General features: G+C 61.4%; 19 protein-coding genes. 12 read left to right on the plus strand and 7 right to left on the minus strand.

The genetic code is table 11. The annotated features are described in order from the left end of the window. Positions 1–2: 2 nt before the first annotated feature. Positions 3–332, plus strand: coding sequence for a DUF3634 family protein (locus I6L36_RS19865; RefSeq protein ID WP_042881649.1), 330 nt, complete (start codon positions 3–5; stop codon positions 330–332). A gap of 90 nt (positions 333–422) precedes the next feature. Here I6L36_RS19865 and I6L36_RS19870 read toward each other — a convergent pair whose 3' ends face one another. Continuing rightward, positions 423–1331, minus strand: a complete 909-nt coding sequence (locus I6L36_RS19870) for a LysR family transcriptional regulator (protein ID WP_010673679.1) — start codon at positions 1329–1331, stop codon at positions 423–425. Between the two features lie 162 nt (positions 1332–1493). Next, positions 1494–1898 (minus strand): IS200/IS605-like element ISAs26 family transposase, encoded by a 405-nt coding sequence (tnpA, locus tag I6L36_RS19875; RefSeq protein WP_010674034.1) that lies wholly within the window; start codon positions 1896–1898, stop codon positions 1494–1496. A 57-nt stretch (positions 1899–1955) separates the two neighbouring features. Here tnpA and I6L36_RS19880 point away from each other — a divergent pair, with 57 nt between their 5' ends. The 9 genes from I6L36_RS19880 (at position 1956) to I6L36_RS19920 (ending at position 10947) form a co-directional block, all read left to right on the plus strand. After that, positions 1956–3182 carry an RNA-guided endonuclease TnpB family protein gene (locus I6L36_RS19880; RefSeq protein ID WP_216986832.1) on the plus strand — a complete coding sequence of 409 codons (1227 nt, stop codon included), beginning with the start codon at positions 1956–1958 and terminating at the stop codon, positions 3180–3182. 16 nt (positions 3183–3198) lie between these two features. Beyond that, positions 3199–3546 carry a carboxymuconolactone decarboxylase family protein gene (locus I6L36_RS19885; protein ID WP_235663391.1) on the plus strand — a complete coding sequence of 116 codons (348 nt, stop codon included), beginning with the start codon at positions 3199–3201 and terminating at the stop codon, positions 3544–3546. A gap of 506 nt (positions 3547–4052) precedes the next feature. Beyond that, entirely contained in the window at positions 4053–5141 is a 1089-nt protein-coding gene (gene cyoA / locus I6L36_RS19890; RefSeq protein ID WP_216986833.1) for a cytochrome o ubiquinol oxidase subunit II, read from the plus strand. Positions 5142–5144: 3 nt separating this feature from the next. Further along, entirely contained in the window at positions 5145–7121 is a 1977-nt protein-coding gene (gene cyoB, locus I6L36_RS19895; RefSeq protein WP_041211612.1) for a cytochrome o ubiquinol oxidase subunit I, read from the plus strand. After that, positions 7042–7737: a cytochrome o ubiquinol oxidase subunit III gene (locus tag I6L36_RS19900; RefSeq protein ID WP_216986834.1), complete on the plus strand. Its 696-nt coding sequence runs from the start codon at positions 7042–7044 to the stop codon at positions 7735–7737. The genes cyoB and I6L36_RS19900 overlap by 80 nt, the downstream gene beginning before the upstream one ends. Continuing rightward, complete coding sequence (locus I6L36_RS19905) at positions 7738–8067, plus strand: cytochrome o ubiquinol oxidase subunit IV (RefSeq protein ID WP_010673684.1); 330 nt, start codon at positions 7738–7740, stop codon at positions 8065–8067. It abuts the gene before it with no gap. Between the two features lie 8 nt (positions 8068–8075). Further along, positions 8076–8969 (plus strand): heme o synthase, encoded by an 894-nt coding sequence (cyoE, locus tag I6L36_RS19910; RefSeq protein WP_010673685.1) that lies wholly within the window; start codon positions 8076–8078, stop codon positions 8967–8969. A 164-nt stretch (positions 8970–9133) separates the two neighbouring features. Further along, a complete protein-coding gene (locus I6L36_RS19915) occupies positions 9134–10495 on the plus strand; it encodes an MFS transporter (RefSeq protein ID WP_216986835.1) in 1362 nt (453 codons plus the stop codon). Positions 10496–10578: 83 nt separating this feature from the next. After that, positions 10579–10947, plus strand: a complete 369-nt coding sequence (locus I6L36_RS19920; protein WP_010673687.1) for a DUF1428 domain-containing protein — start codon at positions 10579–10581, stop codon at positions 10945–10947. Positions 10948–11071: 124 nt separating this feature from the next. Here the strand turns inward: I6L36_RS19920 and I6L36_RS19925 are convergent, their stop codons facing one another. Further along, positions 11072–12175 carry an ElyC/SanA/YdcF family protein gene (locus I6L36_RS19925; protein WP_124813483.1) on the minus strand — a complete coding sequence of 368 codons (1104 nt, stop codon included), beginning with the start codon at positions 12173–12175 and terminating at the stop codon, positions 11072–11074. Positions 12176–12324: 149 nt separating this feature from the next. Then, complete coding sequence (locus I6L36_RS19930; RefSeq protein ID WP_216986836.1) at positions 12325–13218, minus strand: LysR family transcriptional regulator; 894 nt, start codon at positions 13216–13218, stop codon at positions 12325–12327. A gap of 100 nt (positions 13219–13318) precedes the next feature. On the opposite strand from I6L36_RS19930, the gene I6L36_RS19935 reads away from it, so the two are divergent. Together I6L36_RS19935 and I6L36_RS19940 are read left to right on the plus strand one after the other, a co-directional pair. Then, a complete protein-coding gene (locus I6L36_RS19935) occupies positions 13319–13807 on the plus strand; it encodes a DMT family transporter (RefSeq protein WP_119197464.1) in 489 nt (162 codons plus the stop codon). A gap of 10 nt (positions 13808–13817) precedes the next feature. Beyond that, the gene (locus tag I6L36_RS19940; protein WP_052815874.1) at positions 13818–14252 is read left to right on the plus strand and encodes a DMT family transporter; all 435 of its coding nucleotides are present in this window, start codon (positions 13818–13820) and stop codon (positions 14250–14252) included. A 270-nt stretch (positions 14253–14522) separates the two neighbouring features. Here the strand turns inward: I6L36_RS19940 and I6L36_RS19945 are convergent, their stop codons facing one another. The 3 genes from I6L36_RS19945 to I6L36_RS19955 all read right to left on the minus strand — a co-directional run bounded on the left by I6L36_RS19945 (position 14523) and on the right by I6L36_RS19955 (position 16457). Continuing rightward, complete coding sequence (locus I6L36_RS19945; protein ID WP_010673692.1) at positions 14523–14765, minus strand: DUF3297 family protein; 243 nt, start codon at positions 14763–14765, stop codon at positions 14523–14525. Positions 14766–14863: 98 nt separating this feature from the next. Then, positions 14864–16180 (minus strand): HipA domain-containing protein, encoded by a 1317-nt coding sequence (locus tag I6L36_RS19950; protein WP_124813919.1) that lies wholly within the window; start codon positions 16178–16180, stop codon positions 14864–14866. Further along, positions 16164–16457 (minus strand): helix-turn-helix domain-containing protein, encoded by a 294-nt coding sequence (locus tag I6L36_RS19955; protein ID WP_041213413.1) that lies wholly within the window; start codon positions 16455–16457, stop codon positions 16164–16166. The genes I6L36_RS19950 and I6L36_RS19955 overlap by 17 nt, the downstream gene beginning before the upstream one ends. Positions 16458–17147 lie beyond the last annotated feature (690 nt).

Below are 17147 nucleotides of genomic sequence, written 5' to 3' on the forward strand. Positions count from 1 at the left end.
CAATGGCCTGGTTGTCTCTGTTGGTGGCGATAGCCCTGATCGGGTGGTTGATGACGCTGGGGCGCGGCGCCCTGTTCGAGGTCCGGCTCGCGCCGGGCAAGGTGGTGGTGAAGCGGGGCTCGGTGCCGCCGCGCTTTGTGACCCAGGCGACCCAGATCCTGCACCATGAGGCGGTGCGCGGGCGCATCCTGGGCCTGCGGGACGGCAACGGGGTGAGGCTGGTCTTCTCCCGCTCCATCCCCGAGCCCGTGGCCCAGCGCCTGCGCAACATCTTCCCCTACGGGGATTACCGGGGGCTCTCCCCGAGCCCTGACGGGCGAAAATCACGCTGAGCGGTCGCCGTGGCGACCCTCATTTCCAGACGCCGGGCCCTGTGCCCGGCGTCTGCGTTTTCAGCGCTTCGCCAGGAGGCCATGTTGCGGTCAGCGCGGCCCTTGCAGGGGCCTGATCGCCTCGACCAGAAAGTCGATGAAGGCGCGGGTCTGGGGTTTGAGGAAGCGGCCGCCACGAAACACCGCGTGGATCTCGTCCTGGCGATCCTCGTAGGGGGAGGCGAGCCACTCTGGCAGCAGCGGCAGCAGGGTGCCCTCGTCGATGCTTTGCTGCACCATCCAGCTCGACAGCAGCAGCACGCCGCACCCCGCGAGAGCGGCGCAGAGCAGGGGCGTGCCCCCGACCGAGGTAAGGTTGCCCTGCACCGCCACCTTCTCGCGCTCCGTGCCCTGCTGGAAATACCAGTGCTGGCGTTGGCGCCCATGGCCGCGAATAAGGCAGTTGTGGTGGGCCAGCTCGGCGGGATGGGCGGGTTCGCCATGGCGGGCCAGATAGGTGGGGGAGGCGACCAGCAGCGAGCGGTTGGTGAGCAGATGACGAGTGTGCAGGCTGCTGTCGGCGGGCTTGCCGATGCGCACCGCCACGTCCACGTTCTCGGCATCGAGATCCACCATGCGGTTGTCCAGCGCAACCTCCAGGCGCACCCCGGGGTAGCGGGCGAGGAAGTCGGGCAGGCGGGGAGAGAGCCAGGACGCGCCGAAGCTCTCGAACACCGAGACCCGCAGCGGCCCCTCTGGCGCCACCGAGAGGGGTTGCAGGGATTGCACCAGCTGATCCGCCTCCTCCAGCAGGGGCAGGGAGCGGGCGAGAAAATAGGCGCCCTGCTCGGTCAGCACCAGTTGGCGGGTGCTGCGCTTGAAGAGCGGGATCCCGAGCTGCTGCTCCAGGGCGTCGATGGCACGGGTCACGGAGGAGGGGGCCTGGTTGAGGGCGCGGGCGGCACGGGAGAAACTGCCCGATTCCACCACCTGGGCCAGGATGCGGATGCGATCCAGCATGGATTCACCTTTGCGATAAACGCAAAACTGTTGCAGGTTATGACGATATTCTAATCAAAAATGAAAAAGTGAACAATCAGCTCACCGCCCCATCCGGGGTCCATCTTAAATGCGAAAGGGGACTCCCTCCGACGTAGGTGGGAGGGGAATTTCGCCGGGGCGTCAGCCCCGCTGGTTTTGAATGTATTGCTTGATCACCTCCAACGGTGCTCCGCCGCAAGAGCCCGCAAAGTAAGAGCGTGACCAGAGTACGGGTTTGCTGTAAGCACCTCTCAAGTCCAGAAATTCATTACGCAGTCGCCTTGATGTGACCGCCTTTAACGAGTTCACCAGTACCGATAGCTGCACCGTTGGCGCGTACTCTATCAGCATGTGAACATGATCAGCCTCTCCGTCACACTCTTTCAGTTCCGCACCAAAATCTCTGCAAACCTCTGCCGCACACTGACCGAAGGAAGCGTGATGCAGATCCCCCAGTATCGGCTTTCGATACTTGGTGATAAACACCAAGTGTACGTGCAAAACGTAGGCCGCATGGCGTGATTTATTAATTTTAGTGAATTGCATTCTGTCACTCAATCGGGCTTAATAGATATGGCAATAATGCTACACACTGAGCGCTAAATGCAAATTCTGAAAGCCTACAAATTCCGACTCGAACCGACCGAACAACAAGCGCAACGCCTGCGCCAGTTGGGCGGTTGTGCTCGTTATGTCTGGAATCACGGGCTGGCAGAAACCAAACGCATTCTGGATGCTGGCGAAAAACTGCCTTCTGCCTTTGAGCTGAACAGGATGCTCACCAGTTGGAAGAAAGACCCAGAAATGGCCTTTCTGGCCGAGGCATATACCGACAACCTCCAGCAGAAGCTCAAGGATTTGCATGGCGCGTGGATGCGCTGCTTTGATAAGAAACTCGTCGCCAAGGCACCCGTATTCAAGAAAAAAAGCGACAACCGCGACGCTATCCGGTTCGTCAACTTCGACAAGTATTGCCGCCTTGAAAAGGGTCGCGTGAAGCTGCCTGCCGGGCTGGCGTGGGTCAAGTTCCGTCAGTCCCAGCCAGTTGAAGGGAAAATTAAAAACGCGACCGTCAGCCAAGCAGCCGGGCACTGGTATATCTCCTTTCAGGTCGAGCAGGAGACGCTTGAGCCAATTCACCCCTCCGGCTCAATGGTCGGGCTAGATGCGGGGATCGCCAAGCTCGCAACCCTGTCAGACGGCACGGTGTTTGAGCCCGTCAACAGCTTCAAAACCAATCAGACCAAGCTGGCAAGGCTCCAACGCCAGTTGAGCAAAAAGGTAAAGTTCAGCAGCAACTGGAAGAAACAAAAAGCCAAGATCCAGCGGCTGCACTCACATATCGCCAATAGCCGCCGCGATTACCTTCACAAGGTCACAACGACTATCAGCAAAAACCACGCGATGATCGTCATTGAGGATTTGAAGGTTGCCAGCATGTCAAAATCAGCAGCGGGCACGACCAGCCAGCCGGGGCGCAACGTCCGGGCAAAATCAGGGCTGAATCGTTCGATATTAGATCAGGGCTGGTTTGAGCTGCGCCGCCAGCTCGAATACAAGCAGGCATGGCGAGGCGGTCAGGTGTTGGCGATAAACCCGGCCTACACGAGCCAGCAGTGCGCCTGTTGTGGGCATACTGCGAAGGATAACCGCCAGACGCAAAGCCAGTTTAAATGCGCTGCGTGTGGTTATGAGGCGAACGCCGATGTGAACGGCGCTCGCAATATTTTAGCGGCGGGACACGCCGTTTTAGCCTGTGGAGGCGTGGTGCAATCAGGCCGCCCGATGAAGCAGGAACCCGGTACTGCGCGAGCAGCTATCACCCAGTAATGGGAATCCCCCTCCTGTGACGCGAAGCGCTAAGGTGGGGGAGGATGTCAAGATCAACGGCTGCGCCTACTGCATCGAGATGCACTCCGACGTGGCGATGAAGCACGGGGAGAGCGCCCAGCGTCTGCTGGCGCTGGCCGCCTGGCAGGAGTCGCCGCTGTTCGACGCCCGGGAGCGGGCGGTGCTGGCCCTGACCGACGAGGTGACCCTGATCGCCGACAAGGGGCTCACGGTGCAGACCTATGAGGCGGCGCTGGCCCAACTGGGGGAAACCCTGCTAGCCCAGTGTCTGATGCAGGTGGTCACCATCAACGCCTGGAACCGGATCGCCGTGGCGACCCGGATGGAACACGATCACTCCTGACTCCGACTCCGAGTGAGGGAGAGAAAACGATTGTCAACGGACCCGCACAAGGGCCCGTTTTGTTACGAAGTGTGCCTTCTGGCGCCAGGGGTTGCGACCGTTGTCGGGGGACGGGAAGTTAATCACACATTCGTTTGATTAATTATTTTTTTAATCTTCCCCGAAAAATACCCATCCAGATCAAGGTGTGGAGAAATGACCTGTGAGTCGAAAAGGGGCTGTATGGCTCTTTTTTGATCGCAATAGCGGGTTAAAAACAGACCAGATGGATCTTTTTGGTTAATTGGTGGTCACTTTTGGTGGCGCGAAAGATTAACGGAAGATGAATTGCCGCGGTGTAACTTGAATAAATTGGTCATTGTCAAGGGATTAACATCTGATACCGCTTTCCATCACCTTTTGAACATTTTTGGGATTAATTTTTCATGTTGTTCACATGCTGGTCTGATGCAATAAAATGCTGCATTTTTTTATACCAATAAGCCTTCAAAAGATGAGGACATTGCATGAGACTCTTTGATGTGAAGAGGGGCTTGGGCGCTTTGCTGCTGCTCGCGACCGCCAGCTTGCTGAGTGGCTGCGACATGGCACTGATGAGCCCCAAGGGGCAGGTCGGTATGGAGCAGAAGTCACTGATACTCACCGCACTCGGCTTGATGCTGATCGTGGTGGTGCCCGTGATTGTCATGGCGGTGGCGTTCGCCTACAAATACCGGGCGTCCAACACAAGTGCCACCTATGCGCCGGACTGGGCCCACTCCAACAAGATTGAGGCAGTCGTCTGGACTGTACCCGTCATCATCATCGTCATCCTGGCGGTGATCACCTGGAAAACTTCCCACTCCCTCGACCCCTACAAGCCGCTGGAATCGGACGTCAAACCGGTTCAGGTGGATGTCATTTCTCTGGACTGGAAGTGGTTGTTCGTCTATCCGGAGCTGGGCATTGCGTCGGTCAACGAGCTGGCCTTCCCGGTCAACACCCCAGTCAACTTCCGGGTGACCTCCGACACCGTGATGAACTCCTTCTTCATCCCGCAACTGGGCGGCCAGATCTACGCCATGGCCGGCATGCAGACCAAGCTGCACCTGATTGCCAACGAGGCGGGCGAGTACAAGGGCATCTCCGGCGGTTACAGCGGTGCCGGTTTCTCCGGCATGAAGTTCAAGGCCATCGCGACCCAGGATCAAGCCGGTTTCGACGCCTGGGTAGCCAAGGTGAAGGCCTCTTCCAAGGCCCTGAACACCCTGGGTGAGTTCAATGCCCTGGCCAAAAAGAGCGAAAACCACCCGGTGGAGTACTTCGCCAGCGCCGATCCCAAGCTGTTCGTCAACATCATCAACAAGTTCATGGGCGGCATGTCCCATGGTGGTCACGCCACCCCGGTTGCGGGCTCCGCGGATCACGAGGGCATGAACCACGAGGCCATGAACCATGACGCCGCCCCGAAAGCGGGTGCCATGGACCACGAAGGGATGAACCATGAGGCCTCGCAAGAGGACGCCATGGAGAACCAGGCCATGAACCATGACGCCCATGCCGGACACATGGCCATGTCGGCCGACAAGAGTGTGAAAGCAGGATCCGAGGAATAATCGATGTTTGGAAAATTGACACTCGAGGCTATTCCGTACCATGAACCCATCATCATGGTCACGATAGCCGGTATCATTCTGGGGGGCCTGGCCATCGCCGGTCTCATCACTTACTACGGCAAGTGGCAATATCTGTGGAAAGAGTGGCTGACCTCGGTCGACCACAAACGCCTCGGTATCATGTATCTCATTCTGGGCATGGTCATGCTGCTGCGTGGCTTTGCCGACGCCGTGCTGATGCGTGGCCAGCAGGTCATCGCCTCCGGGGGTGGCGAAGGCTACCTGAACGCCCATCACTACGACCAGATTTTCACCGCCCACGGCGTCATCATGATCTTCTTCGTGGCCATGCCGCTGGTGATCGGTCTGATGAACATCGTGGTGCCGCTGCAAATCGGTGCCCGTGATGTGGCCTTCCCCTTCCTGAACAACCTGAGCTTCTGGTTCACTGCCGCGGCCGTGGTGCTGATCAACGTCTCCCTCGGGGTCGGTGAATTCGCCCAGACCGGCTGGCTGGCCTATCCGCCCTTGTCGGGGCTGGAGTTCAGTCCCGGGGTCGGGGTCGATTACTGGATATGGAGTCTGCAGATTTCGGGTCTGGGGACCCTGCTGACCGGCGTGAACTTCTTCGCCACCATCATCCGCATGCGTGCCCCTGGCATGACCATGATGCGCCTGCCGGTCTTCACCTGGACCGCCCTGTGTGCCAACATCCTGATCATCGCCTCCTTCCCGATCCTGACCGTCACCATCGCCCTGCTCACCGCAGACCGCTACCTGGGTACCCATTTCTTTACCAATGACATGGGTGGCAACATGATGATGTACATCAACCTGATCTGGGCCTGGGGTCACCCCGAGGTGTACATCCTGGTGCTGCCGGTGTTCGGGATCTTCTCCGAAGTGGTGGCGACCTTCTGCAAGAAGAAGCTGTTCGGTTACACCTCCCTGGTGTGGGCGACCGTGGCAATCACCGTGCTGTCGTTCATCGTCTGGCTGCACCACTTCTTCACCATGGGGTCCGGCGCCAACGTGAATGCCTTCTTCGGCATCACCACCATGATCATCTCCATCCCGACCGGGGTGAAGATCTTCAACTGGCTGTTCACCATGTACCGCGGTCGCATCGAGTTCACCTCGCCTATGCTGTGGACCGTCGGCTTCATCATCACCTTCACCGTGGGTGGCATGACCGGGGTACTGCTCTCCGTGCCAGCCGCCAACTTCGTGCTGCACAACAGCCTGTTCCTCATCGCCCACTTCCACAACGTCATCATCGGCGGCGTGGTGTTCGGCTGCTTCGCCGGTATCACCTACTGGTTCCCGAAAGCGTTCGGCTTCAAGCTGGATGACGTCTGGGGCAAGCGTGCCTTCTGGTGCTGGATCACCGGCTTCTTCGTGGCCTTCATGCCGCTCTACGTGCTGGGCTTCATGGGCATGACCCGTCGTGTCAGCCAGAACATCGATCCCGAGTTCCACGGCTGGCTGGTGGTCGCCGCCTGCGGCGCCGGCCTGATTGCCCTGGGCGTGCTGTGCCAGGTCATCCAGATCGTGGTCAGCATCCGCGACCGCGAGAAGAACCGCGACCTGACCGGCGATCCCTGGGGTGGCCGTACCCTGGAGTGGGCGACGTCCTCTCCGCCGCCGTTCTACAACTTCGCCATCGAGCCGAAGGTCACCGGTCTGGACGCCTTCTGGGAAGCCAAGGCTGACGGCAGCGCTTACAAGAAGCCTGCCCAGTATGCCCCCATCCACATGCCGAAGAACTCCGGTGCCGGTGTCATCATCGCCGCCTTCAGCGTGGTGTTCGGCTTTGCCATGATCTGGCACATCTGGTGGATGGCCATCGCCGGCTTCATCGGCATGATCGCCACCTGGATCATCCACAGCTTCAACGACGATGTGGACTACTACGTACAGGTTGACGAGATCGAGCGCATCGAAGGTCAGCATTTCGACAACATCAACAAGGTGGCTTAATTCCATGGCGACTGACGTACTACATCACTCTCACGGTGCCCATGAGGATGGGCACCACGATGCCGGTGCCACCAAGGTATTCGGTTTCTGGATCTACCTGATGAGTGACTGCATCCTGTTCGCGACCCTGTTCGCGACCTATGCGGTCCTGGTCAACGGCACTGCCGGCGGCCCCACCGGCAAGGACATCTTCGAACTGCCGTTCGTGTTCGCCGAAACCATGCTGCTGCTGCTGAGCTCCATCACTTTCGGGTTCGGCATGCTGGCCATGAACAAGAACAAGGTCGCGGCGGTCAACATCTGGCTGTTCGTCACCTTCCTGCTGGGTGCCGGCTTCATCGCGATGGAAATCTACGAGTTCCATCACCTGATCGTGCACGAGGCGGGCCCGGATCGCAGCGGCTTCCTCTCTGCCTTCTTCACCCTGGTGGGGACCCACGGTATCCACGTGACCAGCGGCCTGGTCTGGATCATCGTGATGATGGTGTCGATCACCAAGAAGGGGCTGACCGAGCGCAACCGCACTCGCCTGATGTGCCTGAGCCTGTTCTGGCACTTCCTCGACGTGGTATGGATCTGCGTCTTCACCGTGGTCTATCTGATGGGGGTCATGTAAATGAGTCATTCCGTTGACAATCACGGCGCCAGCCACGGCAGCGTCAAGTCCTACATGATCGGGTTCGTGCTGTCACTCATCCTGACCGCCGTGCCGTTCTGGATGGTGATGGACGGCTCCGCCTCCCACGCCGTGGTGCTCGGCACCGTGGTGGCCATGGCGGTGGTGCAGATCTTCGTTCACCTGGTCTACTTCCTGCACATGAACACCTCCTCCGAGGAGCGCTGGAACCTGGTGGCACTGGTCTTTACCGTGCTCATCATCGCCATCGTGGTCGTGGGTTCCCTGTGGATCATGTACAACCTCAACATCAACATGATGGTTCACTGAGCGGGTTGATGATGATGAAGCAATACCTGCAAGTGACCAAGCCGGGCATCATCTTCGGCAACCTCATCTCGGTTATCGGGGGATTCCTGCTGGCCTCGAAGGGGAGCCTGGATGTGCCCCTGTTCATCCTGACCATGGTGGGGGTGTCACTGGTGGTGGCCTCCGGTTGCGTGTTCAACAACTACATCGACCGGGACATCGACTGCATCATGGAGCGCACCAAGAACCGCGCCCTGGTGCGGGGGCTCATCGCCCCCGGTGTCTCCCTCTGGTATGCGACGGCGCTGGGCGTTGCGGGCATTGCACTGCTCTACTTTGCGGCCAATCCGTTGGCCGCCTTGCTGGCGGTGCTGGGCTTCCTGGTTTATGTGGGGGTCTACAGCCTCTACATGAAGCGCCACTCGGTCTATGGCACCCTGGTCGGCAGCCTCTCCGGCGCCGCGCCGCCGGTCATCGGCTACTGCGCGGTGAGCGGGCAGTTCGACTCGGGGGCCCTGATCCTGCTGGCGATCTTCAGCCTGTGGCAGATGCCGCACTCCTATGCGATCGCCATCTTCCGCTTCAAGGACTACCAGGCCGCCAACATCCCGGTGCTGCCGGTGGTGAAGGGTATCCCGGTGGCCAAGCTCCACATCACCCTCTACATCCTGGCGTTCATGGTGCCGACCCTGATGCTGTTCCTCGGCGGCTACGCCGGTTACAAGTATCTGGTGGTGGCCACCGCGGTGAGCGTCTGGTGGCTGGGGATGGCGCTGTCGGGCTACAAGGCGGCGGTGGACGACTCCCTCTGGGCGCGCAAGCTGTTCATGTTCTCCATCGTCACCATTACTTGCCTGAGCGTGATGATGTCGGTGGACTTCCAGCCGGACGCAGCGCCTGTATTGGTGAGCATGCTGCCCTGATAGTGTGAACTGCACCCCTGAAATGCATGAAATCCAGAGCCGGGAATCTTCCCGGCTCTGCTATTATGGGCGCCGCCCTGCGAGGGGCATCGCCGATTTTTCGGGGCGGCCGGGCGCCTGTCACCCCTTTCTTTCTCTCTTCTTTTTGACTCATCGAGGCCCTCATGAATGATTTCACCATGACGAGGGGCGAGCGACGCGCGACCTGGGCGCTCGGCTCCGTCTTCTCGCTGCGCATGCTCGGCATGTTTATGGTGCTGCCGGTGCTGACCACCTACGGCATGTCCCTGGCGGGCGCCTCCGAGGCGCTCATCGGGCTTGCCATCGGCATCTACGGCATGACCCAGGCCCTGTTCCAGATCCCCTTCGGCCTGCTCTCCGACAAGGTGGGGCGCAAGCCCCTCATCGTTGGCGGCCTGCTGATGTTTGCCCTTGGCAGCGTCATCGCCGCCCTGAGCGACGCCATCTGGGGGGTCATCGTCGGGCGCGCCCTGCAAGGGAGCGGCGCCATCTCCGCCGCCGTCATGGCGCTCCTGTCGGATCTCACCCGGGAGCAGAATCGCACCAAGGCGATGGCCTTCATCGGGGTGAGCTTTGGCATCACCTTCGCCATCGCCATGGTGACCGGCCCCCTCATCACCCATGCCCTGGGCTTGTCCGGCCTCTTCTGGCTCATCGCCCTGCTGGCCCTGGCCGCCATCGCCATGGTGCTCTGGGTGGTGCCGACCCCGGCGGCCCACCTGCAAAATCGCGAGTCCGCCATGGTGCGAGGCAGCTTTCGTACCGTGCTCACCAACCCTCGCCTGCTCAAACTCAACCTCGGCATCCTCTGCGTCCACACCCTGCTGATGTCGAGCTTCGTAGCCCTGCCGCCCCTGCTGGAACGTGCGGGCCTGCCCCGTGACAGCCAGTGGCAGGCCTATCTGGTCACCATGCTGATCGCCTTCGTGAGCGTGGTGCCCCTCATCATCTATGCCGAGAAGCACCGCCAGATGAAGCGGGTCTTCATCGGGTGCGTGGTGGTGATGCTGGCCGCCGAGCTGGTGCTCTGGCAGAGCGGCCAGCAGCTGTGGGGTCTGCTCGCCGGGTTGCAGCTCTTCTTCATCGGCTTCAACGTGATGGAGGCACTGCTGCCGTCTCTCATCAGCAAGGAGTCCCCGCCGGGCTACAAGGGCACCGCCATGGGGGTCTACTCCACCAGTCAGTTCCTCGGGGTTGCCATCGGCGGCAGTCTCGGCGGCCTGCTCTACAGCCTGGGGGGTGGCCCCCTGGTGTTTGGCGGTTGCGCCGCCCTGGCCCTCGCCTGGCTCGGGGTGAGCCTCACCATGGCCGAGCCCCCCTATGTGAGCAGCCTGCGCATCGTGCTGCCGGAAGGGGTCGAGGCCACCCCGGCCCTGGAGCAGCGGATCCGCGCCTGCGAGGGGGTGATCGACGTGCTGCTGGTGTGCGAGGAGCACTCCCTCTACGTGAAGGTGGACAGCAAGCGCCTGACCCGCAGCGATCTGGAGCGGCTGGTCTCGTTGTGATGGCTGGCTGCGCGGGGTGGCGCAGAGCGCGGGCTGATGGGCGGCTGCTATGCTGAGATCCTCACTCACAGGAGGAACCTCTGATGTCATACGTGGACGGATTCGTGCTCGCCGTGCCGACGGCCAACAAGCAGGCCCTGATCGATCATGCGGGGCAGTTTGACCCCATCTTCCTCGAATACGGCGCCACCCGGGTGCTGGAGTGCTGGGGGGACGACGTGCCTCACGGCAAGCAGACCGACTTTTACCGGGCGGTGGCGGCCAGGGAGGATGAAACCGTGGTCTTCTCCTGGGTGGAGTGGCCGAGCAAGGCGGTGCGGGACGACGCCATGGGCAAGATGATGCAGGACCCCAGGATGGACCCCGCCAATCCCCTGCACCAGACCATGCCGTTTGATGGCGCCCGCATGATCTTCGGAGGCTTCACCACCGTGCTGGAGCTCAAGGGCTGAGACCGACCATCGGGGCTTCACCCTGGTGGCCGGAGCGCAAGAGCCGATAGCAACACCCAGGCCCGTCAGATGATGAAAAAGCCCGCCAGCCGGCGGGCTTTTTGCTGGGCGCCATGCCGGGGGATCAGCGCTCCACCAGCGGGGCCGAGCGGTAGCTCCACAGGCCATAGGTGCGCAGGGCGTCCCGGTAGATGCCAAGCAGCTCCTCCGGGCTTGCCTTGGCCAGGGCCGAGAGGGGCTTGTCCGGGTAGGCGACGCTGTCGATGCGGATGTTCGCCGGGCCGCTCTGCCAGCAGGCGATTTCCAGCAGGGTCTGGCCCCGGCGCACATGGCTCGCCGAGCTCACCAGGGTGGCGAACTCAATCTCGTGGCGGGCGAGGGCATAGCCGCTGTAGAGTGCGTTCTCCACCGTGCTGGTGGCGTAGTTCTCCTCGATGATACGGGAGCGGTCGATGCCCTTTTTCGCCAGCCAGTCCGCCATCAGCTTGCCCTCGGTCTGGCGGTTCTGGGGCACGCCGCCGGTGAGGATGACGAGGGCTGCCGGATCTGCCTGGGCCAGGGCGCGGGTGGTCTCGAGGCGTCCCAGCAGGATGTCGTGCATGGAGCCATCGGGATTGAGGGCATAGCCCAGGGTGACGATGGCGCGGCGCCCCTTCTTCTCGCCCCGTCCCTGACGCTCCTTGAGGGGGGTGGCGACCACCCTGTCCACGGTGGCGAATAGTCGCTGCAAGTCGGCGGCGCGACCGGCATTGAGCTCGCCGACCCGCTTGAGGTAGCCATCGGATTTGGCCTGGTTGCCCTTGAAGCGCTGCCAGGTGGCCAGATAGGTGTTGATGTCCAGATCGTCCGGGGCGGCGGTGAGGGCCTGCTCGAACAGGGCGATGGCCCTGTCCACGTTGCCGTTGTAGATCTGGGCGTTGGCCGCCGAGATGAGCAGATCGGTGCGATAGGGCTCGAGCTGGTGGGCCTCCAGCAACAGGGTGGTCACCTGCTCCATGTTGCTCGGCATCTTGGCGGTGAAGCCCGCATCGGAGACCCGGGCAGTGGAGTGGAAGATGCGGGCGGCGTCTGCCAGCAGCTGATCCACCACCTGGCGCTTGCTGATGAACTGCTCGTAATTCTGCTCCTTTTGCAGGGAGCGCACCGGGGCGGCCCAGGCATCGGATGAGACAACGAGCGGCAGCGTCAGCAGGCTGGTGAGGGTCAGGGCAATCGCGGTTTTCTTCATCATGGGGCTCCCTCTGGGGTGCGGGGCGCGATGCCGTGGCTCGTCCCCTGAATGCTTTTCCAATAAAAACAGATGCTTGGTTTGCTGCCTACTCTACTCCCTTCCCGATGAAAAAACGTGAACCGTTCCGGTTATCCCGATGACCCCCCTCAGCGCAGCCCCAGACGTTCCTGCAGGAAGGCCAGCCAGGCTTCCACCTTGGCGGGCAGGTGGCGGCGCTTGGGATAGACGCACCAGATGCCGTGCTCGGGCAGGGCATGGTCTGGCAGGACGGGCACCAGCCGCCCGATGGCGAGATCCCGCGCCACGATGAAGTCCGGCATGTTGCCGATGCCAAGCCCCGCCAGCAGCGCGGTGTGAATGGCATCGCTGTTGTTGACCTCGAAATTGCCCCTGGGGGTGATGGCCACCTCTCCTTCGGGTCCGTGCAGCCGCCACTGGGTGCCGCCGCGAAACAGGGAGTAGAAGAGGCAGTTGTGGCGCTCGAGATCCGCCGGGGTGCGGGGCGTACCGGCCTGCGCCAGGTAGGCGGGGGCGGCGCACAGGGTGCTGAGACAGGGGGCGAGGCGGCGGGCGACCAGGCTCGAATCCTCCAGATCGCCGATGCGCACCGCCACGTCGAACCCCTCGGCCACCAGATCCTGCCGGGCGTCGCTCATCTCCAGCTGCAACTGCACCTCGGGGTGAAGGGCGAGAAACTCGGGGACAAGGGGGGCGATGTGGCGCCGGCCATAGACCATGGGCACCGTCACCCGCAGCAGGCCGCGGGGGGCCGATTGCAGGGCGCCGATGGCATCTTCCCCGTCGCTGGCCAGGCGCACTGCATGGCGCACCGTCTCGAAGTAGCGCTCCCCCGCCTCGGTGAGGGTGAGGGAGCGGGTGGTGCGATAGAGGAGCTGGCAGCCGAGGGCCTGCTCGAGCTGGCTCACCTTCTTGCTCAGCACCGACTTGCTGAGGCCGAGCTGACGGGCTGCGCCGGAGAAAGTGCCCGACTCCACCACGGCGACGAAGGCGGGGAGCAGGGCGAAGGCTTCCTGGTTCATCTTGTTCTCGTTTTGGAAACAATGTTGTTCCAGGAGGGTAGATTATCCCCAAATCAAAAACAATTTACCATGCTCGTCAGTTGAACCAAGGAGCAACCCCATGATCCCCCCGCTTGTTGACCGCGGCCCCGGCCGCCCCGCCCTCGGCCAGACACTTGGCCAGACTCTGGGTGCCCTGGCCGCCTTCGCCGCCGGCCTGCTGCTGGCGCTGATGATCGCCCAGAACGGCGTCCTGGCCCGCGCCACCGACCCCTGGCTCGCGAGCTGGCTGGCCCACGGGGTCGGCAGCCTGGTGGCCGGGCTCCTGTGGTGGCTCTCCCCAAGGCCCTCGACGCCGGAGGCGGCCCCGCCCTGGGCCTGGCTCGGCGGTCTGCCGGGGGCGCTCACCGTGGTGCTGGCGGCCCTCTGCCTCAACTCGCCCCTCGGCATGGCTGGCACCCTGGCCCTGCTGCTGCTCGGCCAGCTGCTGTTTGGGGCCCTGTGCGATGGCCTCGGCTGGCTCGGACTGGCTCGCCGCCGCCCCTCGGGAAAGGACGCGCTCGCCGCCCTGCTGGTGCTGGCCGGCGCCCTGCTCATCGTGCTGCATTAGGAGAGACACCATGACCCTCTTGATCCTGCTGGGACTGCTGAACGGCGTGACGGTGAGCCTGTCGCGCACCCTCAATGGCCGCCTCGCCAGCGCTCGGGGCGCCATGACGGCGTCCCTTGCCAACCACCTGCTCGGCTTCGGGCTGCTCGGCGCCCTGCTCATCCTCAAAGGGGCACCCTGGGAGCGGCTCGCCGGTCTCGATCCCTGGCTGCTGCTCGGCGGGGTGTTGGGGGCGCTCTTCGTCGCCATCAGCAGTTGGGCCATCGGCCGGATCGGCGCCCTGGCCTGCGCCCTGCTCATCGTCACGGGCCAACTGGCGGGGGGCGCCCTGCTCGATGCCCTGGCCGGACGGCTGGCCGCGAGCGATCTGCTCGGCATCCTGCTGGTGCTGGCGGGGGCTGCGCTGCAACGCTGGCAGGGCGGCAAGTCGCGCTCCCGAGGGTGAGTGATGCTGTGATGGCCTGGGTAAACCGGCAGGGATGACAAGAGTGTCGCCCTGCCTGGATGCCAAAGGCGGCTCGCCAGCCGGATCAGGGTCCAGATGAAAAGGAAAAGGCGAAAGAAAGGGAGGGAAAGGAAGAAACAGGAAGGTAAAAGAGAACAAAGAGAGAGGCGCCTGTCACCTTGGGCCGCCCTCAACAGCAGAACACCGGCGCAAGGCCGGTGTTCTGAACAGCATGGCGGCGGGCCCGGCGGGGCGCGCGGTCAGGGCCGCTTAGGCGTAGAAAGCCTCGACGGTGCCCTTGACGGTGATCAGCATGGGGTTGCCGTAGCGATCCTTGGCCTTGGGGGAGGGGATCTTCACCCAACCTTCGCTGATGCAGTACTCCTCGACATTGGTGCGCTCCTTGCCGTTTACGCGAATGCCGATCTCGTGCTCGAAGCACTCTGCCACATGGTGCGGGCTGCGCGGGTTGGCCGCCAGACGGTCGGGCAGTGCAGGTTTGTTGTCGCTCATTTTATTTACCTGAGTGTGATAAAAAGTGGGTCATTGTAGGCAATGCCCGTCATGGGCTCAAGGCCGGGTTGCGTCCCATGGGGGTGGACAAGGTCTGGCTACAGTTGCAGCTCGGGCAACAGCGTCGCCTGCGCCTGAAAATGGTGGCAACGGTGCTCAACGTCGTCTCTGTAACGTGCCAGATAAGCCAGCTCGGCGGGATTGTCTGTCTCAACCAGGGCGATGGCGGCATCAAGCTGATGCAGTATGTCGCTGGCCATCTTGTGCAAGGTCTGCTGCAACAGGCGTTTGGGCAGCTCGCATGCCTCGGCCATCTCCAGCAACTGCCATGCGTTGACCGCCTCGGGAGCAAACTCGTCGCCTATGGCCATGGCCAGATGCTGGTTGAACTCGGGGTAAAGCCCCACATTGACCAGATCGTACCAGGGGGTGGGCATCAGCCCTGCTTTTGATACGAAGAAGCTGTAGTTCTTGCCGTGGGCATCGTGATTGTTGACGCAGAGGTTGAAGAGCAGCCATTGCAGCATGTCCAGTCTGGCCTGCGCCGGATTGACGCAAAGTGCGCTGAGACTGAACAGCCGTGGCAGGCTCACCCCTTCCCGAATATGGGCCACGTCTCGCCCGTCACCGAAGTTGCGTTCATATTTTCGGGCGACGGGAAACCCCAGCCCCTGACAGGCATCGATCATGTGACGACGGCGCACCCTCAAGCCATCCTCGTCAAGGCGCCGATCGAACCGTTCCACCAGCAAGCTTCGGTGGGACTTATCGCCTTGGCCGACCCTGTGCAGTTCGACCCGCGCCACCGGCATGCCCAGCAGTGCGGCCAGTCGCATGGTCACGAACTCATTGATCACCAGATGAGGGTGATGCTCGAACTTGAGGAGGTGGGTGGAACAGAGCTCGCCCTCGCCAAATCCCAGCGCCCCCTCGAGTCGCAGCAGGTTGAGCTTGGCCTGCACACCCGCAACCGAGAGGCGGGGGCGACCATCCCAGACTTCCAGCGGCCAGATCTCGGGCTGTTCGAGGCGCAGCAACAGCTCCTCTGGGGTGATGGGGCGAAACCGGGTGGGGACGTCGGGCTCTGCGGGCAGGGTAAAGGTGACAGCCCCGGAGACATCGCGGCCGATGCCGTGGATCAGGGCAAAGAGATTGCTGCGCGAAACGGAGAGCGCCTCAATCAGATGGTCCAGCCCGCGATTTTCAGGCAGCAAGTTGCCGAGATACGCCCGGATCTGGGCACTGCTGGCCGATCCATCCAGCGCCAGTGGGGGGGAGAGCGGGAAGCCACGCGCCTGCCACTCAGGTGTATAGCCGAGCTGAAACGCATCCTGGCTGGAGTCATACTCGAGATGGCCGATCAGCTGGTTACCCAGCCGAAGTTCCAGCCGATGGCGCTCAGAACCATTCATCATCACCGACCTCGGGTTGGCTGTTGCCGCTCGCTACCTGTGAGCCCACTTCCTGCACCAGTTGCAAGTGCAGCCCCAGCGCCTTCATCACCTGCAGCAGGGTCGAGAGGTAGACATCCCCCCCTTTTTCAATCTTGATCAGGGTCTTCTTGGAGATGCCGCACAGTGAGGCCGTCACCTCCTGGGTCATCCTGGCGGCCTTGCGTCTCTCGCGGATCGCCAGCCCCAGGGAGGCGGGATCCAGTTCTTTCGGGCCGGCTTGCAACGATGCGTCTGCCATCATGATCACGAAAAAAAGTGTAGGTTGTTACACCTTAACTCATGGTAAGAGCAAACAGCAATTAAAAGTGTACGATAGTGCACTTTTTAAGGTCCTGGTGCTGGTTGAGATAAAAAGTGTAGAGGAGTTCACTTTTTAGAGAGGAAAAGTTGGTGAGGGATGGTCTGGGGGATGGCCGAGGGGCCGGGAGGATGTCGCTTGCAGAGCAGCATTGCACTTCACTTCACCGAGCGATGGCCTAAATTTCCTTTCGCTGAACCAGAGTGATAATTTTGGTTTCAGTGAAAAAACGGCTTATGGGGATGCGCAATGTTTTTCCAAACATATTACCGATTAGATCCGTGGAGATTTGAGCCGCCGCTAAAGGAATTTGGGGCAATCCAATTCGATGATCCCAAGCAGATGTTTTCGCTGTTCATGCGTTACATACATGTGTTCAGCGAGGATGAAGAACCGCAAGTGCTTGGGAAAGTGCGAACAAGTATCCCACGAACAAAAAATGAAAATTTTAGTCATTTAATATCAATGGGTTACCAGTAAATGCTCTCGTGCCATATGACTTATTCGCACCTTCCCTAGTGCACGGGCGTGAAGAAACAGTAACAACCGAAGATGTACGCGAAATGCTCGAAGCCGTTCGCGACTTGCTGTACATGCTGGATTATTACCGAGGACATGGTTGGGCCATGG

Origin of the sequence: Aeromonas sp. FDAARGOS 1406 (genome assembly GCF_019048565.1) — a bacterium.
In the GTDB taxonomy this organism is placed as follows: Bacteria; Pseudomonadota; Gammaproteobacteria; order Enterobacterales; family Aeromonadaceae; genus Aeromonas; species Aeromonas caviae.

Excerpts from the sequence above, each read along its gene's own strand:
- I6L36_RS19865 (WP_042881649.1), top strand. The coding sequence starts at position 3 with ATGGCCTGGTTGTCTCTGTTGGTGGCGATAGCCCTGATCGGGTGGTTG.
- I6L36_RS19870 (WP_010673679.1), bottom strand. The coding sequence starts at position 1,331 with ATGCTGGATCGCATCCGCATCCTGGCCCAGGTGGTGGAATCGGGCAGT.
- tnpA (WP_010674034.1), bottom strand. The coding sequence starts at position 1,898 with ATGCAATTCACTAAAATTAATAAATCACGCCATGCGGCCTACGTTTTG.
- I6L36_RS19880 (WP_216986832.1), top strand. The coding sequence starts at position 1,956 with ATGCAAATTCTGAAAGCCTACAAATTCCGACTCGAACCGACCGAACAA.
- cyoA (WP_216986833.1), top strand. The coding sequence starts at position 4,053 with ATGAGACTCTTTGATGTGAAGAGGGGCTTGGGCGCTTTGCTGCTGCTC.
- cyoB (WP_041211612.1), top strand. The coding sequence starts at position 5,145 with ATGTTTGGAAAATTGACACTCGAGGCTATTCCGTACCATGAACCCATC.
- I6L36_RS19900 (WP_216986834.1), top strand. The coding sequence starts at position 7,042 with ATGTGGACTACTACGTACAGGTTGACGAGATCGAGCGCATCGAAGGTC.
- I6L36_RS19905 (WP_010673684.1), top strand. The coding sequence starts at position 7,738 with ATGAGTCATTCCGTTGACAATCACGGCGCCAGCCACGGCAGCGTCAAG.
- cyoE (WP_010673685.1), top strand. The coding sequence starts at position 8,076 with ATGATGATGAAGCAATACCTGCAAGTGACCAAGCCGGGCATCATCTTC.
- I6L36_RS19915 (WP_216986835.1), top strand. The coding sequence starts at position 9,134 with ATGAATGATTTCACCATGACGAGGGGCGAGCGACGCGCGACCTGGGCG.
- I6L36_RS19920 (WP_010673687.1), top strand. The coding sequence starts at position 10,579 with ATGTCATACGTGGACGGATTCGTGCTCGCCGTGCCGACGGCCAACAAG.
- I6L36_RS19925 (WP_124813483.1), bottom strand. The coding sequence starts at position 12,175 with ATGAAGAAAACCGCGATTGCCCTGACCCTCACCAGCCTGCTGACGCTG.
- I6L36_RS19930 (WP_216986836.1), bottom strand. The coding sequence starts at position 13,218 with ATGAACCAGGAAGCCTTCGCCCTGCTCCCCGCCTTCGTCGCCGTGGTG.
- I6L36_RS19935 (WP_119197464.1), top strand. The coding sequence starts at position 13,319 with ATGATCCCCCCGCTTGTTGACCGCGGCCCCGGCCGCCCCGCCCTCGGC.
- I6L36_RS19940 (WP_052815874.1), top strand. The coding sequence starts at position 13,818 with ATGACCCTCTTGATCCTGCTGGGACTGCTGAACGGCGTGACGGTGAGC.
- I6L36_RS19945 (WP_010673692.1), bottom strand. The coding sequence starts at position 14,765 with ATGAGCGACAACAAACCTGCACTGCCCGACCGTCTGGCGGCCAACCCG.
- I6L36_RS19950 (WP_124813919.1), bottom strand. The coding sequence starts at position 16,180 with ATGATGAATGGTTCTGAGCGCCATCGGCTGGAACTTCGGCTGGGTAAC.
- I6L36_RS19955 (WP_041213413.1), bottom strand. The coding sequence starts at position 16,457 with ATGGCAGACGCATCGTTGCAAGCCGGCCCGAAAGAACTGGATCCCGCC.